The following is an 18879-nucleotide window of genomic DNA, read 5'->3' on the forward strand; positions in this document are numbered from 1 at the left end:
CTATTTAGGGACCTGAGTAACGCGCCAGCTCAGCTTCAGGTTGAGCCAAAAGTTCCAGAGGGTGACTACTGCGATCGCAATCAGGTTGGCTAAATAGCGATGCTGCTGGTCGAAAAATACGTTGAATAAAAGATTGAGCAGCAGCACGTTCAAAATCAGTCCTGATAGGCAAACGGCATTGAACTTGAGGAAACGCTTAGCGCGAGGCCCCCAGCCCCGCTGAGACTGGGTGATGTCAGCAAATGTCCAGGCATCGTTCCAGAGAAAATTGTTGAAAATGGCAATTTCCGCCGCCACGATTTTGCTGCGCGTCAGGCCCCAGGCCAGCGTACTGGGATCGCTGAGCAGATAGAACACGGCCATATCCACAAATACGCCGCTCAGCCCGACGGCACAAAACCGGAAAAATCGTCCTATGGGCAGCTGGCGGCGGAGATGGCTGATGCGCCCCTGCGATCGCAGCCGGACTAAATGTTCCAGATAGGCCACATATTGCTTCCAGGTGACTTTGCTATCCCCTGCCTCCCGTTCCTGAAAAACATAGCCCACCTCCGCTGTCGTCTCGATCCGGCCTCGACCAATCACTTCTAGCAAGATTTTGTATCCCACTGGGTTTAGGTGTGGCCCCGCAATGGCCCGGCGCCGCACCATAAAGTAGCCGCTCATGGGATCGCTAACTCGGCCAACCACGTCGGGCAAAATCAGCAGCCCCAAAACTTGGGCACCCCGCGACAAAAAGCGCCGCACCACGCTCCAGTCGCTGACGCCGCCGCCGTCAACATGGCGGCTCGCAACGGCTAGATCAACGCCAGTCTGCATATGTTTCAATAACTGTATGAGGCTCTCCGGCGGATGCTGCAGGTCAGCATCAATCACCCCTAAAATTTCGCCGCGTGACACCTGCCAGCCTCGAATGACTGCTGAAGACAGTCCCTGCTCCGTTTCTCGCCGCATGACTCGCAGCTGCGGATATTGGGCTGTTAAATGCTGCGCCACCTGCCAGGTCAGATCGGGGCTGTCGTCATCCACTAGAATCAGCTCGTAGTCCCCTGGTAGGTAGACATTTAAGAGCTGAGTTAGCTGTCCGACGATCTTGGCAACGTTTTTGCTTTCGTTGTAGGTAGGAATGATCAGCGAAAGCTGCAGCGATGACACAGACGAATCAGCGGCCTCAATTTGTAAGGGGCCAGTGGGCGTCGGAATCAAAGCATTGGTGTAAGTCATTTTTAATACTGGAGGAGTAAAAATACTGAGGAAGTACTATGAAGGCTATTGAAGTGCTGTTTAAGAACGCTCATAGACAGTCAGGGTAAAGCGATCAAGGGGCATGGTGCCCGCCAGTTCTTGCTGCTCTACGGCCCTATAGTCTGGAGTGAGTGCTGCTGTGACTGACTGGCGAATTTGACGGGTTTCAGCCAGGGTTTCAGGCTGGTTCCAAAGGGGTTCATGCGCCTCTAGCCAGAGTACCCGGCGGTAGCGAGCGGCTGCCCCATCGGTCAAAACGCTGTTGAGCGCCGTTGGCAAACCCTTGGGTGGCGTGGCTAGTAAGTCAACAGGAGCCGCGGCTGGCAGATAGTAGGCTAAACGGCAGATATGTCCCCAAGCCTCTGAGTTAATTACCAGCAAAGTGGGTTCATTGACGACTGCCCCGGCAACTCGGTGAAAGACCTGCCGCGATCGCCCTACCATATCTCCCACATCAAGCCCCAGATAGACCAGCAGACAGATCATAATGACTGCCCGCTGCCATCGCTGCGGCAGTTGCACAATCCAGGTTGTGACCAGCAGCAGCAGTCCTGGCAAAATAAAAATAACGCTGCGTCCATATCCCCAGGCCAAGGTTGAGCGACCGCTCATCACATCTAGGCCCAGCGCCAACAGCAGCGGCAAGCCACCCAGCACCAGCGCCACGGCTGCCTGCTGCAGATGCCCGGACTGTACGAGCTGTTTAACCATGCCACCCAGCCCTAGCAGCAGCAGCAGCCCGATAATAACCAGAACCGATCGGGGCAGTTGGATAGCCCAGTCGCCTACTGTTAGCTGAGTACCAACCACTTCTAAGACGCCTATAGCGTGCTGTAGCAGGCTATCTAGAAGAGTCGTGCTGCTGGAAAATCGATCGAGATCGGCATTGTTGAGCTGCTGGGGCAAGCCCCACAGATACCAGGGCGCCACAATCAGTCCGCCTATTAGCAGGCAAAGCCCATACTGCCAGCCGCGACGACGCAGCCGCAAGGAGGGGGGTTTTTGCGGATTGAGCGTTAGGGTTGCGAGCAAGCCCAGCGCAACTAGCCACAGAGCATACAGGTAAAAAGTCATCAAGCCACCGACGATGGCAGTGGTCAAAACCCCGCACCATAGCCACTGCTGTTGGTTTGAGAGTTGCCTACGGCTGTGGTAAAGCTCTAAGGTGGCCCAGCCGCTGAGAGTCACCCAAAAAACGGTGGGCGCATACATCCGCACGTTGAGGGAATGAAACCAAAAGAAAGGATTTAACCCCAGCAAAGCAGCCAATACCAATCCCCCCCGATAGCCTAGGAGCGATCGCCCCATGCCAAAAGCCCCCATGATTGCCAGTAGGCTCAGTCCCAGATTGAGGCTGCGTAATCCAGCTTCGCCATTCCCTGCTATAAATAGCCAAACGTATTGGGAGAGAAAAAATAGCGGTGGATGGGGTTCTTGACCCACGATGCCCTGCAAAAGCGGTTTAATCTGCAGAAGGGCATCCTGCCAGCTTGCAAACGGGGGTAACTGTAATAGCTGGGCATAGTCAGACAAGGCTACCGGAAAATCAGGCGGTGCTGTGTAGTTTCCTCGCTGTCCGGTAGATAGCAGCAGTGACAAGACTTCGTCGTACCAGAGTTCTCGCCCACCCGCATAGAGAACGCGAATGAGGACAGCTATGGCGATAGCGACTAAAAGCAGAATTTCTAGACGCGGCTGCTTGATTTTTTTGGTTAGCATAGCCTGATGCTTGCTCTGACAGTAGTAGAGCAGTTTCCTCAGCAAAGATAATCTAGCAATAAGAGCACTTATTCCAAGGTACCCAAGCTGTAAACGCGACTTGCTGCTTTTGCTCGCCACAGCATTAAGTGAGTGATGGCTTAGGACTTAACGTCTTTCTCTCCCGTTTCTAGGTGCTGCAGCAGCTTGAGAGCTGACTGATAAGCCTCTTCGGTTAGCTCGCTCCGCTCTTTAGAATCATCTGCTAGCCCGTCAGATAGAAGCTGCAGCGCGCCTAATACCGTATTGAGGTGATTGCGAATTTCATAGGAAAACTGGGTCAGCCGCTCGTTTTGCGCTACCTTGATCATGCGCTGGGTAGATTCATTAAGCTGCAGCATATAAAGTCGTTTGTAGTAGGTGCCCTGCTGCAACAGCGCTTCGTGAGTGCCGACTTCAACCACTCGCCCCCCCTCTAATACGGCAATTTGATCCGCGTTTTGGATGGTGGAAAGACGGTGAGCAATGACCAGTGTTGTGCGATCGCGGCGCAGATCGTCTAACGCCTTCTGGACGATGCGCTCTGAAATGGTGTCTAGCGCGCTAGTGGCCTCATCTAGAATTAGGATGTCTGGGTCTTGGACTAGGGCGCGAGCAATCGCAAGGCGCTGACGCTGCCCCCCAGAAAGCAAAACGCCGCGATCGCCAATGATAGTTTCAAAGCCCTGTGGTAGACGATTAATAAACTCATAGGCGTTGGCCCGCTTGGCCGCATCCAAAACTTCATCATCAGTGGCTTGGGGCCGCGCATAGACGATATTGTCGCGGACTGAATCGTTGAATAAGAACGTATCTTGGCTGACAATCCCCATCCGGCGGCGCAGGCTGCCCAGCTCAAAATCCGCTAAATTGCAGCCATCAATCGTAATTTTGCCAGTATCGGGGTCATAGAAACGCGGCAACAGATCGGCCAGGGTAGACTTACCGGCTCCCGACGAACCAACCAGGGCCAAGGTCGAACCTTTTGGCAGGCACAGATCTATGTCTTTGACGACGAAGGTATCTGTTTGAGGATATCGAAAAGAAATATGGTTAAAGCGGATTTCCTGGCTGATCCCTTCAAACGGCACCGAGCCATTCTGCATAAAAGGCTTGTCGTCGCGGCGCAGAAAGTCATAAACCACCTCTACGCTGGCAGCGTTATTAGAAAACCGTCCACGAGCTGAATTGAGCTGACCGATAAAGGGGATAAGGCGCGATAGCAGGAATATATAGGTCAGCAAGATAGTAGCTAACGAGTCTAGGCGATTGGCAAAAATAGTGCGCCCAACTATCACCATCACAATCAGCGCTAGAATGCTGACGATTTCGTTAAGTGGCCCCAGCAGGGCAAAATTCGCCTGCGATTCAAAACTGGCTTTTTCGCGCTCGACAATCAGGTCTTTAATCCGGTTAAACTCTTTAGTCTCGTTGGCAGTTGACCTGACTAGGCGCATGCCGCTCAGCATTTCTAGCACCCGAATTGAATAGAGCTTAGAGGTTTCTGCCAGCCGTTCACCAAACTTTCTGGCGCGGGCGATCGCCGACTGATTGACAACAAAAACTAGGGAGAATATGAGAGTCGAAGCAATTGTGAGCTGCCACGAAATGGCCAACAGCAAAACAATAAAAAAGGCAATATTTAGCAGAATTCTGGCAATATCAATCAGGGTTTTAATCGCCGAGGCGGTGCGATTGACCTGATCGTTTAGTCGCTGGATAATATCCCCCGATCGCATTTTAAAGTGATAGTCCAAATCCACATCCAGCAAAAGGCTTAAGCCTTCTAGGCGGATGTCTCTTACCAGACTGCGAATCAGGCTAGCACTGGTCATTGAGCTGGCATAGTTGGCTGCATTCTTCAGAAAAATTGCGAAGAATACGATAGCGAGCATGAAGATGATGCGCTGACCGTCTGGAAAGCGATCGAAGAGGCTAAAAAAGTCCGCTAGCAGCGGTGGTAAGTTGGCAGGCTGCGCTAAATCCTGTCCTAAAAACTCCAGTAAGACAGGAATAATTAAGGTTGTGCCGACGCCATTGAAGACAGCTCCCGAAAATTCCAGCAGAATAGTTAGAAAAACTAAAACAGGATGCCTGAGCGTAAACTTGAGGAGTAATTTATTAGGAGATATCTGCATAGGGGTGCACTGAGGGACTATTTTTTAGCAATATTGAATCTCTGCTGGTATAAAAAATGATTCGCAATCGCAGTGAGAGACAGCCTGGGACTATCTGACCTTCCGAGCAACGGCATAGGGTTGAACTAAATCAAACAGCAAGCTGGCCATTGAATCAATACTGTAGAATTTTAGGCAGCGCTGTCTAGCCTGTTGCCCTTTTGTCACAGCTTGATGATAGTTTTGAAAAATTTGCTGCACCTGGGCTGCTAGCTGTCTGGGTGCTCCAGGCTCCACCAAATATCCCGTATCCTGCAGAATGGCGGCGATGTCGCCGACCCGAGTAGCCAAAACTGGCTTAGCCATTGACATGCCATCGGTCAGCTTGAGCGGGAACTGGGCCTGAGCGGCGGGGGTATCCTGCTGGGGTACTACCACCACATGAGCAGCGGCCACCACTTCTGGCATTTTGGCAGCTGGAAAGACGGGGAGCTTAATAATCCAGTGGCCCCAACGCTTCATGAGCTGTTCATCATAGTCATCGTAAGGACTGCCACCCACAATCACGAGCCGATATTCGGGCTGATCCATTAGATCAAGGGCCGTCAAAATATCTTCTAGTCCCTTATATGGCCGGGGTGCCCCTGGAAACATCAGCACTTTATAATCACTCAGCCCGTACTGCTGACGGCTAGCGGCTGGATCGTAATGGGCTGGATCAAACAGAGCCGTATCTTTACCATTGGGAATATAAACGCCGCCAAAGCGATCGCGCAAAAACTGCGTGTGCAAGGTAATGGCATCAGCCCAGGACGTGCAGCGCTCGATCCAGCGCAGATAGAGGGGGTGGTCGGGCTGTCTCAGAGCGCCCTCTGGCTTGAGCACATCCCGAGCCACCTGTCGCAGCGAAAACGGATACTGCCAGCGATCGCCCCCGTGCCAGCTCAACTCCCAGTCATCAATGTCCAAAAATATTGGCTTACGGGTTCTAAGCTTGTAGGTCAAAGCTAGGCCAAAGCTGCTGGGCTTGAGCTTATAGGCATAGACCAAATCTCCTGTGATCTGCTGCTGCAGTTTTTGGGCAGAGCGAAAAAACCGGGGGTAAACCCCGCCTGCTACTGCTGTAATGGGTAAATCAGCCGGGGGAGTGCCTTCGTCCGAAAAGCCTAAAATCTCAACCTGATAGCCAGCTTGCCTGAGTGCCTGTGCTAGCAAAAACGGTCTAACAGCGCCGCCCCAGCGGCCAGCACCCTGACGGGATAAATCACTGGCAATAATCGAAATCTTAAAACTGTCTCCGCCCATTAAGCGATTTCCTAGACGCTGTACATTGGCAAGCGTTAGTCAGTGTGCTGTTTAGAAATACCGCCTGACTTAGTTAAATCTGCGAGCAGATCAGTTCGGCGGTACTTCTAAGGCTAAAGTACCCAAATCGCCCTTCCGAAAATCGGTCAGCATTCGCCGGGCGGTGCGTTCAATATTTCCCTGATCCTGTACCTCTGCTAAAGCTGACAAGTAAGCTTCTCCATTGAGATCGCCAACCTCTAAGCCGTAGCGCTTGGCAAAGACGCGCTGGGGCATGAAATGGGGCGATCGCTGCTGCAGCTGCTCTACCAAATCAACTAGCTGAGCTGCTACCCGCTGATTGTCGTAAGCGGCTGTCCCAATATCATCGCAAATGGCCAGCTTGACAGCCGCCTCCTGATCTTTGAGATGCGCTGGCAGCACCCCCGGCGCATCCAGCAGTTCTAGCTCGTCTGAGAGCCGAATCCAGCGTAGCTGCCGGGTCACGCCAGGCCGTCTAGCGCTCTCCACTACCCGGCGTTTGAGCAGGCGGTTGATTAAAGCAGACTTGCCCACATTGGGAAAGCCAATGACAACGGCTCGCACCGGGCGTGGCTTCATACCGCGATCGCGGCGACGCTGGTTCATCTGCTGTCCGGCTGCCTGAGCCGCTTTGGCGACAGCGCTGACGCCCTTACCGTGCTGAGCATCAGTGAAGTAGGGCTGCTCCGACTGGGCCGTGAACCAGTCTGCCCAAGCCTGCTGCACTGCTGTAGACACCATGTCCTGGCGATTGATGACTAACACGCGGTTTTTGCCGCTGATCCACTGGCTAACTTGAGGGTGGCAGGTTGCTAGGGGAATTCGAGCATCTCGGACTTCTAGCACCACGTCTACTCGCTTGAGCTGCTCTACCAGGGCCTTTTCGGCCTTAGCGATATGACCGGGATACCACTGAATTGGCGGGGAAGTTGTCATAACGAGCTAGGCATGAAGGGGACGCGGCGTTAGCAAATGACCTTAGCTGACGCTTTAAGCTCTTATACCTTAGCGAACTACGGCACCACTAAAACGGGGCAGGGGGCGAGATTGATAACCCGATTGGTCACGCTCTCGGTTTTCGCCTCCTCAATCAAACCGATGCCGCGACAGCCCATGACAATTAAGTCGGCGTTGATCTCGTCCGCTACATCGCAAATGACAAAGGCGGGCTGTCCTTGCCGCTCCATCGTTTCGCAGGTGATCCCTTTTTCAGTAAACAGAGACTTAGCCTGCGCCAGCAGCCGCGCCACGGCCTCTGGAGAAGTTTGACTGACAGCCTGCCCCGATTCGTCAGGGGCAGACTCAACCACTGACAGTACAATCAGGCGACTGCGGTGAGCTTTAACCAAATCAACCGTCAGACTGGCGGCTTGCTCAGCTTCTGGACTCAAATCGATAGGAAACAAAACAGTATTAAACATGGCTTCACCCAGGGTGAACTCAGACTCCGGTAAAATGGTATGGATAGGCTTATATACCTAGTAGTGGTTGAAAGCCTAAAAGGTTCACTGCTTAGACTCTGTAATCTAGGGTAGGGCAAGGTTTGCCCCACTTTGGACTGAGTTGTGCATAACGTAATAAACGCATGTAGGAGGTTTGAAGACTGTGGCGAAGAAAACCGTAGCGAGTTTGTCAGCATCTGATGTTTCTGGTAAGCGAGTGCTGGTGCGAGCGGACTTTAACGTACCTTTAGACGATCAGGGCAACATCACCGACGATACTCGCATTCGAGCGGCATTGCCGACAATCCAAGATTTGACTGGCAAAGGGGCCAAGGTGCTTTTGACCAGCCACATGGGGCGTCCTAAGGGTAAAGTCGTAGACAGTATGCGGCTAGATCCAGTCGCCAAGCGGCTCTCAGAACTGCTAGGGCAAGACGTAGTCAAGTGTGATGACTGTATAGGCGATGAAGTCGCCAGCGCTGTCGGCAGCCTGCAGAACGGACAAGTAGCGCTGCTAGAAAATGTGCGCTTTTACGAAGGCGAAGAAAAGAATGATTCAGACTTTGCCAAGCAGCTAGCTGCCAATGCCGATCTCTATGTCAACGATGCTTTCGGCACTGCCCACCGTGCCCATGCTTCTACGGAAGGCGTGACCCAGTACCTCAGTCCTTCGGTAGCGGGCTATCTGATTGAAAAAGAGCTACAGTACCTGCAAAACGCGATTGAAAATCCCCGGCCCCCTCTAGCCGCAATCATTGGTGGCTCCAAGGTTTCTAGCAAGATTGGCGTGATTGAAACCTTGCTAGATAAAGTCGATAAGCTGCTGATTGGCGGCGGGATGATTTTTACCTTCTACAAGGCGCGCGGTCTTAGTGTGGGCAAGTCTCTAGTGGAAGAAGACAAGCTAGAACTGGCTAAGACTCTAGAGGCAAAGGCTAAAGAGAAGGGCGTTGATCTGCTATTGCCCACAGACGTAGTCGTTGCTGATAACTTTGCGCCTGATGCCAATGCTCAGACCGTCAGCGTCGATAATATTCCCGACGGCTGGATGGGACTTGATATTGGCCCCGATTCTATCAAGACCTTCCAAAATGCGCTGTCTTCCTGTAAGAGCGTGATTTGGAACGGGCCGATGGGCGTTTTTGAATTTGATAAGTTTGCTAAGGGAACTGAGGCGATCGCGCGATCGCTAGCCGAACTCACCGGCCAGGGCTGCATTACTATTATCGGTGGCGGTGACTCTGTGGCGGCGGTTGAGAAGGTGGGCGTAGCCGACCAGATGAGCCATATCTCGACCGGCGGCGGCGCTAGCCTAGAGCTGCTGGAAGGTAAGGTGCTGCCCGGCATCTCGGCCCTAGATGAAGCGTAGAAAATCTGCGGACAAATACCCTATCAAAATAGGGATTTAGCGTGACTAGCCGGTAGGGGTTTGGCAAACCAAATCTCTATCGGGCGTTTACGCAGTCGTCGTCAGCGATCGCTAGTGTTCAAAGATGCTGCTGTAGTGCAGCAGGTCTAATTCTACTAGCGTGGGCAGACAATCAAAGCAGCGCTGGGCCAGTTCCCAGCGGCCTTCGCGGTGGAGCATTTTGCTGAGCTGCTCCTGTAAGTTGTGCAGAAACCGCACGTCGTTAGCTGCATAGCTGAGCTGATCGGCGGTTAGATTGTTGGGGTTTCCCCAATCAGAACTTTGAGCAGACTTATCAAGCTCGATGTTTTCAAACTCTTTCACCAGTTCCTTGAGGCCGTGTCGGGGGCTGTAGGTGCGGCTGAGCTTGCTGGCAATTTTGGTGCAAAAGACAGGATTGACCTGAATTCCTAAGTGATGCTTCAGAGTTGCTAAATCAAACCGCGCAAAATGAAAAATTTTCAGGCTGTCAAGCGACTCTAGCAGACGCTTGAGGTTGGGAGCTGCGGTCTGGCCGATTTCAACCCGAATCGCCGTCACTCTATCCTCAGAGTCACAAAGCTGAACCAGACAGAGGCGATCGCGCTGGGGCAATAGCCCCATTGTCTCAGTATCAACGGCGATTCTGTCAGACTTTAAATAGAGGTCTAGGCGCTCGGCGGAAAGATCGCGATCGCAAACCTGAAAATTTTTGTTATCCATGCCTAGAGAGTTACCTGGATGTAGTGAGCAGCGCTCAGCCCTGCCGTGAACTAGACGCGGTAGACATGGCTGACCCTACCGCGAACGATTGCTGAAAGCTACTCTAAGTTGTCGAGCGCCTTAGCGACTGTCTGCACGTCTTTGTCGCCTCGGCCTGAGCAGTTAATCACGATGTAAGGACTGCCGGAAAGCTGAGGGCAGAGCTGATTGAGATAGGCAAAAGCGTGAGCCGTTTCCAAGGCCGGAATGATTCCTTCTAAACGTGAAACCTGTTGGAATGAATCTAGGGCTTCTTTATCCGTAACGCTGTAATACTCGGCCCGACCTGTCTCCATCAAATAGCTGTGCTCTGGCCCCACGCCGGGATAGTCTAGGCCAGCGCTAATTGAGTGGGCCTCAATTACTTGACCGTCGGTATTTTGTAGTAAATAGCTCATGGCCCCATGCAGCACGCCAACGCGCCCTGCCGTTAGCGTAGCGGCATGTTTTTCGGTGTCAACCCCTTCGCCTGCGGCTTCAATGCCAATAAAACGAACTGAGCTGTCTTCAACAAACTCATGAAACAGCCCCATAGCATTGGAACCACCGCCAACACAGGCCAGCAGAATGTCCGGTAGTCCCCCCCACTTCTCCTGACATTGACGGCGAGTTTCTTGACCAATAACGGCATGGAAGTCTCGCACCACCATTGGGTAAGGATGGGGTCCAGCCACCGATCCCAAAATATAGTGAGTCGTTTCTACATTTGTGACCCAGTCGCGAATCGCTTCAGAGGTCGCATCTTTGAGCGTACCTGTTCCCGCTGTGACTGGACGAACCTCTGCCCCCATTAGCCGCATCCGAAAGACATTCAGCGCCTGCCGCTCCATGTCGTGTTCGCCCATATAAATGACGCAGTCGATGCCAAAACGGGCACAAACCGTCGCGGTGGCTACTCCATGCTGTCCGGCGCCTGTTTCAGCAATGACCCGCTGCTTGCCCATGCGTTTAGCGAGCAGTACCTGTCCGAGGGCGTTGTTGATCTTGTGAGCACCCGTGTGGTTGAGATCTTCGCGCTTGAGATAAATTTGCGGCCCGGAACCATCAGGACGGGCATAATGCTCGGTTAGACGCTCAGCAAAGTAGAGCGGGCTGGGCCGCCCGACATAATCCTTCAGCAGTCCGTTTAGCTCAGTCTGAAACTCTGCGTCAGCTACATACTTCTGGTAAGCCGTTTCTAGCTCACTGAGGGCAGGCATGAGAGTTTCTGGAACATACTTGCCCCCAAATTGACCAAAGCGGCCTAGGGCATCGGGGCGGGCAGAGGTACCGGAGGATTGAGGCGACAGAGGAGTGCGAGTCACGGGATTTTTTTTGATAACAGCGCGTCCCTCATTATAAGGAAGGTAGGCGGAAAATAGGAAACGAGCAATCTGGATTTTGCGGTTGTGATAGACCTGGGCTGAGCTTGCTGAGCCAACCAGTCTTTGCGGAAAATTTACTGAGACTAAATACTTTTTGGTCAAAAAGTTTTGTGTAATAAAGATAACTACCTGTCACTACTGTCTACGAAGACTCCTGATTGAGTCTGAACTAGGGTGCTGTCTATCGTCTCAGGGTGATTTACCCAGTTCCAGTTCCTGAGTCGTTCTTAGAGCGGGTCGGCGTCATCAACGGATGATGTGGCCTGTTAGACAGCTATGCTACCTATGAATTTTTCATACGTACCCAAGCGACGGGTACGTATTCTTGCGGATTGCCCGAATACCTCATTGCAAGGATTTACGCTAATTGAGCTGCTGGTGGTCATCATTGTCTTGGGAATTCTCAGCGCGATCGCCCTCCCGACGCTTCTCAATCAAGCCCAGCGGGCTAAACAGGCCGATGCCCAGAGCAAAGTCGGCGCGATCTTGCGCGGTCAGCAAGCCTACTACATGGAGCACAGCCAGTTTGCCAACCGCTTAGAAGATTTAGGCATCGGTATCAGCCCTTCGGCCAGCTATCACTATGATTCCGATCACTTTAAAGCCTATCAAACCCTAAGTGGTCAAAGAGTTGACGGTGCTAGGGCCAGGGCTTTGCCACAAAATAATCTGAAAGGATACACGGGTAAAATCTGGATCGAAACTGAGGGCAGCCAGCCCATGATCTACTCCGTAATTTGCGAAGGGGATTTGGGCGCAAAGGACTTTATGCAATCTAGAACTTACTGTCCTTAACTACTTCCCTCAACTACTCCTGGACAACAATTTTTTCGGGATGCCTTTTCTGGTACCAGCGCAAAAACAGCTTTTCTAGCTCTACCCAGACAAACATGAGGCTGCTAAAGCCAAAGCAAATTAGCAGTTCCTCTGGGCTGAGAACGTGGGTGCCAAAGAAGTCCCGTAGCGGCTCGACGTAGATCAGCATAAGCTGGAGGACGGTAGTGATAATGACCGCTATCAGCACGAACGGATTAGAAAAAGGCGACATCTCTATCGTCAGCCGGGTGCTGGAGCGAACGGCGATCGCGTGGCCCATTTGGGCAATGCAGAGGGTGGTGAATACCATTGTTTTCCAGCGGCTGGGATCGAGGTCGTTGGCGGTGTGATTGTAGGCGTGGGTGAACGCCCAGTACATCAGGGCGACGGAAATGACGGTGAATACTAAGCCAATACGCACCATGTAAGCGCCCAGTCCTCTGGCAAAAATGCTCTCTTGCGGGTCATGAGGTGGGCGCTGCATCACGTTGGGGTCAGGCGGTTCTACAGCCAGCGCTAGGGCCGGAAAACCGTCTGTCACCAGGTTCATCCACAGAATTTGCAGCGGGGTTAGGGGTACGTCCGCCATGCCAATAATGATGGGCGAGGCGGCAATGGTGAGGACTTCGCCAATATTAGACCCTAGAATATATTTCACAAAGCGGCGGATATTGTTGTACACCACACGCCCCTCTTCAGTCGCGGCCACAATGGTGGCAAAATTGTCGTCTAGCAGCACCATGTCGCTGGCCTCTTTGCTGACATCAGTGCCGGTGATACCCATCGCAATGCCAATATCAGCCTGCTTCAAGGCGGGGGCATCGTTGACGCCATCCCCTGTCATTGCCACAATATGATGCCGCCGCTGCAGCGCCTGTACAATTCTGAGCTTATGTTCCGGCGAGACGCGGGCATAAACACCAATGTGATCGACTTCGGTTTCTAAGGTTGAGGGATCGAGCTTTTCTAGCGCTTTGCCGCTAAGGGTGCGATCGCCTGCCTGAATAATGCCAATATCTTCAGCTAAAGCTTGGGCCGTGAGCTGATGATCCCCGGTAATCATAATCGGTCGAATTCCGGCCTGCCGACAGCGCTGAACGGCTTGCTGCACCTCAGGTCGAGGAGCATCCTGCATCCCGACTAGTCCCAGCCAAATTAAATCTTGCTCTACATGAGCTTCATCGGCTTCGTCTGGGATAGTTTCTAGGAGCCGATAGGCCAAGCCCAAAACACGCAGTCCGCGACCGGCCATCTGTTCATTTGTCTGCAGGATGGTAGAGCGCTGTTCCGGCGTTAAAGGCTGCACCTGTGTCTGCTGCTGCAGTGATTGACAGCATTCCAACAGCAGTTCCGGAGATCCTTTGGCAAACATCAGGTAGGGCTGATCTGGCAGGTTAGCAAACGCCTTGGTCGCTAAGGCCGATTCGCCGTTTCCGGCCCGCTGCACGACGACGCTCATGCGTTTGCGTTCTGAGGAGAAGGGAAATTCGGCCACGCGCGGAAAAAAGCTTTCGTTACCTACCTGCCGAAATCCCCCTTTTGCGGCCAACACCAGCAGTGCCCCTTCAGTGGGATCGCCTAAAATAGCCCACTCGCCATGTTCCTTTTGCAAAATGGCGTCATTGCACAGCAGGCAGTCCAGTAAAAGGAGCTGTAGCTCTGGCTGATAGGGAGAAAGCGGCTGCGTGTCTTGGCAAAACTCGCCTTCTGGCTCGTAGCCTTCACCCGTAATTTGGCAGGTTAGAGATGCCGTGCTGACTGTCTGCACCACCATTTTGTTTTGGGTCAGGGTGCCTGTTTTATCGGAGCAAATGACGGTGACTGAGCCTAGGGTTTCCACGGCAGGCAGCTTCCGAATGAGGGCATGGCGTCGCACCATGCGCTGAGTGCCGATCGCCAGGGTCACGGTAATTACGGCGGGCAATCCCTCCGGCACCACGGCTACGGCCATACTCAGAGATACTTCTAGCAGGCTTTCAAAGGCTCCCCAGCCCGCTTGCAAAACGCCAACAATAACGACGATCGCGACTAAGATCAGTGACCCCGAAACTAAGGTATTGCCAAGCTGATCCATTCGCTGCTGCAGCGGCGTGGCTTCGGTTTCGACCGACTGCAGCATAGCGGCAATCCGCCCTAGCTCGGTTTCCATCCCGATATTCGTCACTAAGACGCTGCCGCGTCCGTGGACAACCTCAGTGCCCTGAAAGACTAAATTGACGCGATCGCCTAGGGCTGTATCTTCTGCTAAATTCATATTGGAGCGTTTGCTCACGGCATGGGACTCTCCCGTGAGCGCTGACTCGCGCACCTGCAGATTCATCGCCTCTAGCAGTCGTCCGTCCGCCGCGATCTGATCCCCGGCCTCCACCAGCAGAATGTCGCCGGGTACCAGTTCCTTGGCCGAAATTTCTGAGGTTTTACCGTGCCGGACGACCCGCACATTGGGCGCTGCCAGCTGCTTGAGCGCGGCTAAGGCTTTTTCAGCCCGGCTTTCTTGGAAATAGCCCAGCACGCCGTTGAGAATAACGATGGCAAAGATAGCGATCGCATCTTTGGGCACCTCATTGCTTCTAAAGGAAAGAATGCCGGAGACAATTGCTACGGCAATCAGCATCAGCAACATGATGTTAGTGAACTGATCGAGCAGGATCCGCCACTTATTGCGCCCCTCGGCCTCAATAATTTCGTTGCGGCCATACTGCTGCTGCCGCGCTTCAATTTGAGCGGCGGTGAGTCCTGCTTTGCGATCGCTCTCAAGCAGCCGCAGAGCTTCTTTTGAGGAAACGGTATGCCAACTGTTCAACAACTTGGGGAGAGAATCATTCATGAGATACACCGCAGCGCAAAGCGGCGGGGCAGGCGTCAATCAAGGCTTCAGATGCTTCAGTTATAATCCCAAACGCTGCTAACCGAAGTCTTTGGGCGCTAGAGCGTCATCTGTTTTAAAAAAGGCAGCAGGGTTTGGCTGACTTTCTCAGCCCAGTCTTCCTGGGCGTAATGCCCCACTTCTGCTAGAGCCGCAAATTCGCCCAAGGTAAACTGCTGGGCAAAGGTTTCAGCTGCGGCGGCATCCAGCCAGGGATCGCTGAGTCCCCAAGCCACGAGGACGGGCCGTTGCCAGTCCTTAAATCCGGCGGCAATTTCTGCTGTAATAGCTTTGAGCTGAAGGTTTCGCACTGTGACAAACAAGGCTCTACCAGCGGCGGAACTGGTGAGGAAGGGACGGCGATAGATATCTAGGTCAGCATCGTCTACCTGATAAGGGCCGCCCCCTTCTAAAGTGCGATCGACCAGCAGCGGATCCTGGGTAGCCATCTCACCGACTAACGGCAGTCCTAGCTGTTTGATGCGCCAGGGGAGCTTGGCTGTTGGTGAGAGCGGCGTGTTGAGCACAATTAGCCGCTCTATTTGCTCAGAATGCTGCAGAGCGTACTTAAGCCCCACTGAACCCCCCAGATAGCCTTGGACAACGAGGTGGAAACGATCGAGTGCCAAAGCGGCGATGAACTGCTCTAGCCCGGCTAAAAACGCAGCAGGGGTATAGGCAAAGGTGCGCTTGTCAGGCTTGTCAGAAAAGCCGTGACCAATCCAGTCAGGGGCGATCGCCCGAAATCCCTGAGCGGCGAGATCGGCCATAATATGGCGCCAGCTATAGCTCTGAGCGACGATGCCGTGCAATAGCAAAACAGGCAGTTTATCGCTCTCGCCAATAGGCGTTGCTTCCCGGTAGAACCAGTTAAGTTCTCCTGCCTGAATTTGATTCTCTGTCGCCGCCACAATGTCACCTAGGGGAATTCAGTGGCTTGAGCTTATCGCTTGAGCTGAATCCAGCGCAAGCAATGTAACAGGATGAGGCAATATCGTTAAGGCCGAATTATCTACCGTTTCGGCTGAATTTGCCGGGAGAATTGGGAGATATCCCAGGTTGTTAGGGCCGCAGTTGGCTGGGCCGGGGCGGGGCGATCGCAGATAGCCTGCCAGCTCTGTTTAATTAGCGGCACGGCGCTGATCGCAATCAGTCCTGCCACCAACAGGCCAACTAAACCGTCCATCCACGTCCACTGCCAAATCGCTACGGCGATCGCCGCCAAGATCACGCCAATGGAACTCAGCGTGTCAGCTATCACATGTAAAAATGCGCCGCGCAGATTGAGATCTTGCAGGCTTTCGCGGTGCAGCCAGTAAAGGTTGACGCCATTAACCGCCAATCCTACCAGCGCCGTCAGCAACATCGGCAGGCTGAGGATTTCGCTAGGGGGAGACTGCAGGTGTCGCAGCGCTTCCCAGGCAATCATACCGGCCATAATCAAGAGACTGACACTGTTAATCAGCGCTGCTGTGCCTTCAATTTGGGTCTGCTGCCCCACGGCCCATCGCGCCATCCAGGTAGCAATCAGCGCCAGCGCCAGCGCCGACGTATCCGCCAGCATGTGCCCTGAATCTGCTACGAGGGCCAAACTATGGCTAAAGCGTCCGGCTAACAGCTCAAAACCAGCAAAGCCGCCGACCAGAGCGATCGCACCCATCAGCAACTGGGCTTTGTGAGCGCTAGATTGAAGATGATGACATCTAGGATCTAAACAGGGCTGCATGGGAGAAACGGGTTGAAGGGACAGGGAAGTCTAATTTGCCTGACGCAGACTCAGGCTAAATAGATTCCTTTAAGCAGTGTAACTCGAAGCCCCTTTAAGCTAGAAAAGCCTATTCATCAGAGTTGTAGGTTCCGATGAGGTAGAGCAGCGCCATTCGTACGGCCACGCCGCTGGTGACCTGCTGACTCACCAAGCTCAGAGCTGGATCGTCCATGACATCAGAACTGATTTCAACTCCCCGGTTTGTTGGGCCGGGATGTAGCAGTTTAACCGCCGGGTGACAGTGGGCAAGGCGATCGCGGGTGATGCCAAACTGCTGGTGATATTCTCGCAGGCTGGGCAGCAGATGCTGGGTCATGCGTTCGCGCTGCAGCCGCAGGGCCATAACAAAGTCGGCATCTGCTAAGGCGGGCTGAAGCTGATGGTGAATCTGCACCTGACGAGGCTGATTGCTGCCGGCGATCGCCGTTTGAAAAGGAATGGCAAACTGGGTCGGCAGCAGCGTTGGCGGAGCGACTAGATGCACCGCAGCCCCACAGGCCGTCAGGCTCCACAAATTGGAGCGAGCTACCCGCGAGTGCAGAATATCCCCTACAATCACCACTTTTTTGCCTTTAAGCGAGTTGATGCTGGGCGCTTCTGGATCCAATACCGAACAGAGGGTGAATAGATCCAGCAAAGCCTGAGAGGGATGAGCGTGCTGCCCGTCGCCGGCGTTGAGTACGCTAACTGAGGCTCCTATGCGATCTAGCTCACGGGCGATCGCTAACGGGACGCCAGCTTCCTGATGCCGAATCACCATCAGGTCAGTCCCCATTGCCAGATAGGTCTTGGCCGTATCTAAAATAGTTTCGCCTTTGCTGAGAGACGAGGTACCGGGGGAAAAATTGAGAGCATCGGCAGAAAGCCGCTTTGCCGCTAGCTCAAAGCTGCTACGGGTACGGGTAGATGGCTCAAAAAACATGTTGGTGACAACTTGCCCCTGCAGCGCCGGGACTTTCTTCGTTCGCCGTGACAGAACTTGGCGAAAGCTTTCAGCCGTTTGCATTACCGTTTCGTACTCCGCTGGCGTGAAAGTTTCCAGCGAAATAATGTGCTGACGCTGCCACGTCTTCTCCACCATAGTGACTGACTCCCCCAGAAATTCAGGAACTGCAAGAATTGCTACAGTAAGGGCGTACCTTTTAGCCTCAGCGTATTCCGTACCCAGTATTCCATCTGATGAGACAGGCAAATCACCTATTCTGGTTTCTAGTAGGCGGCCTCGCTCTGCTGGCTACGAGTTGCCAGCCTATAGGCCAAAATAGCGATCGCCTCACCTCTACCCCATCTACTAGCACAGCCCTACAGCCTTCTACATCCGCCAACTCGGCACCGGCTGATCGAATTGCCGCGCCCAGCGAGGCGATGCCGACCACCACTGCGCCCCAAACCGCTATCACCATTTACCAAATAGATAGCACCTGCAGCAGCTTTGTCCCTCAAATAGTGCAGGTCGATGCTGATAGAGCGATGGAACAGGCAGTTAGCAAAGTGCTCAGTAATGAGCAAACGGGCATTGGTTTCGATTTAGCTGGCTACCGGGTCAGCGTTGACGAAGGCAGCCGGGAAGCCACCGTTGATTTGCGTCTGTCACCCCAGTCCCAGCGGCAGCTAGTTTCTCTTTCAAGCTGTGAACAGCTCGCTGTCTTCGGCAGTTTGCGAGAAACCCTGTTAAACAATTCTGACTGGAATATTCGCTCTGTTCGATTCACCGAGCGGGGCGAAGCCATCGCGCTTTAGGGCTTGAAAGCAGCCGCAGAATCAGCCGCATACCAGCATCAGAGCTGTTCGGCTGCCTAACTAAGACCAATTCGCGTCATTTGTACCAAGATGGCTAGATCGGGCACCATCGCCAAAAGCACGTACCAGCTTGCAGCCGATTAAATCAGGCTCAGCTTTAACTGCTGAGCGCGAGAACCATTCAGCCTCTATTAAGCCAAAAAGGGGCAAAACAGACATATCGCCTAGCTGTTGTTTTCAAAGAGGACTTGGTACGATTAAGCAAGGAATTAAACCCTGAGAGACTTGGCTAGCAGCTAGCCGAGTCTC

The 18879-nt window shown here is 53.3% G+C and carries 15 protein-coding genes; 3 read left to right on the forward strand and 12 right to left on the reverse strand.

Annotated elements, in window-relative coordinates:
- From QJQ48_RS07385 to QJQ48_RS07410, 6 genes are all read right to left on the reverse strand, one after another.
- Positions 1 to 1224, reverse strand: coding sequence for a glycosyltransferase (locus QJQ48_RS07385; RefSeq protein WP_346290567.1), 1224 nt, complete (start codon positions 1222 to 1224; stop codon positions 1 to 3).
- Between the two features lie 60 nt (positions 1225 to 1284).
- Complete coding sequence (locus tag QJQ48_RS07390) at positions 1285 to 2964, reverse strand: glycosyltransferase family 39 protein (protein WP_346290568.1); 1680 nt, start codon at positions 2962 to 2964, stop codon at positions 1285 to 1287.
- A gap of 140 nt (positions 2965 to 3104) precedes the next feature.
- Positions 3105 to 5120: an ABC transporter ATP-binding protein gene (locus QJQ48_RS07395; protein ID WP_346290569.1), complete on the reverse strand. Its 2016-nt coding sequence runs from the start codon at positions 5118 to 5120 to the stop codon at positions 3105 to 3107.
- A gap of 90 nt (positions 5121 to 5210) precedes the next feature.
- Positions 5211 to 6404 (reverse strand): glycosyltransferase, encoded by a 1194-nt coding sequence (locus QJQ48_RS07400; protein WP_346290570.1) that lies wholly within the window; start codon positions 6402 to 6404, stop codon positions 5211 to 5213.
- Positions 6405 to 6494: 90 nt separating this feature from the next.
- Entirely contained in the window at positions 6495 to 7361 is an 867-nt protein-coding gene (gene ylqF, locus QJQ48_RS07405) for a ribosome biogenesis GTPase YlqF (protein ID WP_346290571.1), read from the reverse strand.
- A gap of 77 nt (positions 7362 to 7438) precedes the next feature.
- Positions 7439 to 7846 (reverse strand): universal stress protein, encoded by a 408-nt coding sequence (locus QJQ48_RS07410; RefSeq protein ID WP_346290572.1) that lies wholly within the window; start codon positions 7844 to 7846, stop codon positions 7439 to 7441.
- Positions 7847 to 8030: 184 nt separating this feature from the next.
- Between QJQ48_RS07410 and QJQ48_RS07415 the strand changes: the two genes are divergently transcribed.
- Positions 8031 to 9236 carry a phosphoglycerate kinase gene (locus QJQ48_RS07415; protein ID WP_346290573.1) on the forward strand — a complete coding sequence of 402 codons (1206 nt, stop codon included), beginning with the start codon at positions 8031 to 8033 and terminating at the stop codon, positions 9234 to 9236.
- Between the two features lie 111 nt (positions 9237 to 9347).
- On the opposite strand, the gene QJQ48_RS07420 is transcribed toward QJQ48_RS07415, so the two are convergent.
- Both QJQ48_RS07420 and trpB read right to left on the reverse strand, forming a co-directional pair.
- Entirely contained in the window at positions 9348 to 9977 is a 630-nt protein-coding gene (locus tag QJQ48_RS07420) for a ribonuclease H-like domain-containing protein (protein ID WP_346290574.1), read from the reverse strand.
- Positions 9978 to 10075: 98 nt separating this feature from the next.
- Positions 10076 to 11320 carry a tryptophan synthase subunit beta gene (gene trpB / locus QJQ48_RS07425; protein ID WP_346290575.1) on the reverse strand — a complete coding sequence of 415 codons (1245 nt, stop codon included), beginning with the start codon at positions 11318 to 11320 and terminating at the stop codon, positions 10076 to 10078.
- 345 nt (positions 11321 to 11665) lie between these two features.
- Here trpB and QJQ48_RS07430 point away from each other — a divergent pair, with 345 nt between their 5' ends.
- Positions 11666 to 12175: a type IV pilin-like G/H family protein gene (locus QJQ48_RS07430; protein WP_346290576.1), complete on the forward strand. Its 510-nt coding sequence runs from the start codon at positions 11666 to 11668 to the stop codon at positions 12173 to 12175.
- Between the two features lie 13 nt (positions 12176 to 12188).
- Here QJQ48_RS07430 and QJQ48_RS07435 read toward each other — a convergent pair whose 3' ends face one another.
- The 4 genes from QJQ48_RS07435 to QJQ48_RS07450 all read right to left on the reverse strand — a co-directional run bounded on the left by QJQ48_RS07435 (position 12189) and on the right by QJQ48_RS07450 (position 17911).
- Positions 12189 to 15023 (reverse strand): cation-translocating P-type ATPase, encoded by a 2835-nt coding sequence (locus QJQ48_RS07435; protein WP_346290577.1) that lies wholly within the window; start codon positions 15021 to 15023, stop codon positions 12189 to 12191.
- Positions 15024 to 15121: 98 nt separating this feature from the next.
- A complete protein-coding gene (locus tag QJQ48_RS07440; RefSeq protein WP_346290578.1) occupies positions 15122 to 15973 on the reverse strand; it encodes an alpha/beta fold hydrolase in 852 nt (283 codons plus the stop codon).
- Between the two features lie 101 nt (positions 15974 to 16074).
- Complete coding sequence (locus QJQ48_RS07445; protein ID WP_346290579.1) at positions 16075 to 16788, reverse strand: cation diffusion facilitator family transporter; 714 nt, start codon at positions 16786 to 16788, stop codon at positions 16075 to 16077.
- Positions 16789 to 16897: 109 nt separating this feature from the next.
- The gene (locus QJQ48_RS07450) at positions 16898 to 17911 is read right to left on the reverse strand and encodes an aspartate carbamoyltransferase catalytic subunit (RefSeq protein ID WP_346290580.1); all 1014 of its coding nucleotides are present in this window, start codon (positions 17909 to 17911) and stop codon (positions 16898 to 16900) included.
- A 98-nt stretch (positions 17912 to 18009) separates the two neighbouring features.
- Here QJQ48_RS07450 and QJQ48_RS07455 point away from each other — a divergent pair, with 98 nt between their 5' ends.
- On the forward strand, positions 18010 to 18570 hold the full coding sequence (locus QJQ48_RS07455) for a sporulation/spore germination protein (RefSeq protein ID WP_346290581.1): 561 nt from the start codon (positions 18010 to 18012) through the stop codon (positions 18568 to 18570).
- Positions 18571 to 18879: the final 309 nt, after the last annotated feature.

The organism is Sphaerothrix gracilis Ecp01 (assembly GCF_030405905.1).
Lineage (GTDB): Bacteria > Cyanobacteriota > Cyanobacteriia > Phormidesmidales > Phormidesmidaceae > Sphaerothrix > Sphaerothrix gracilis.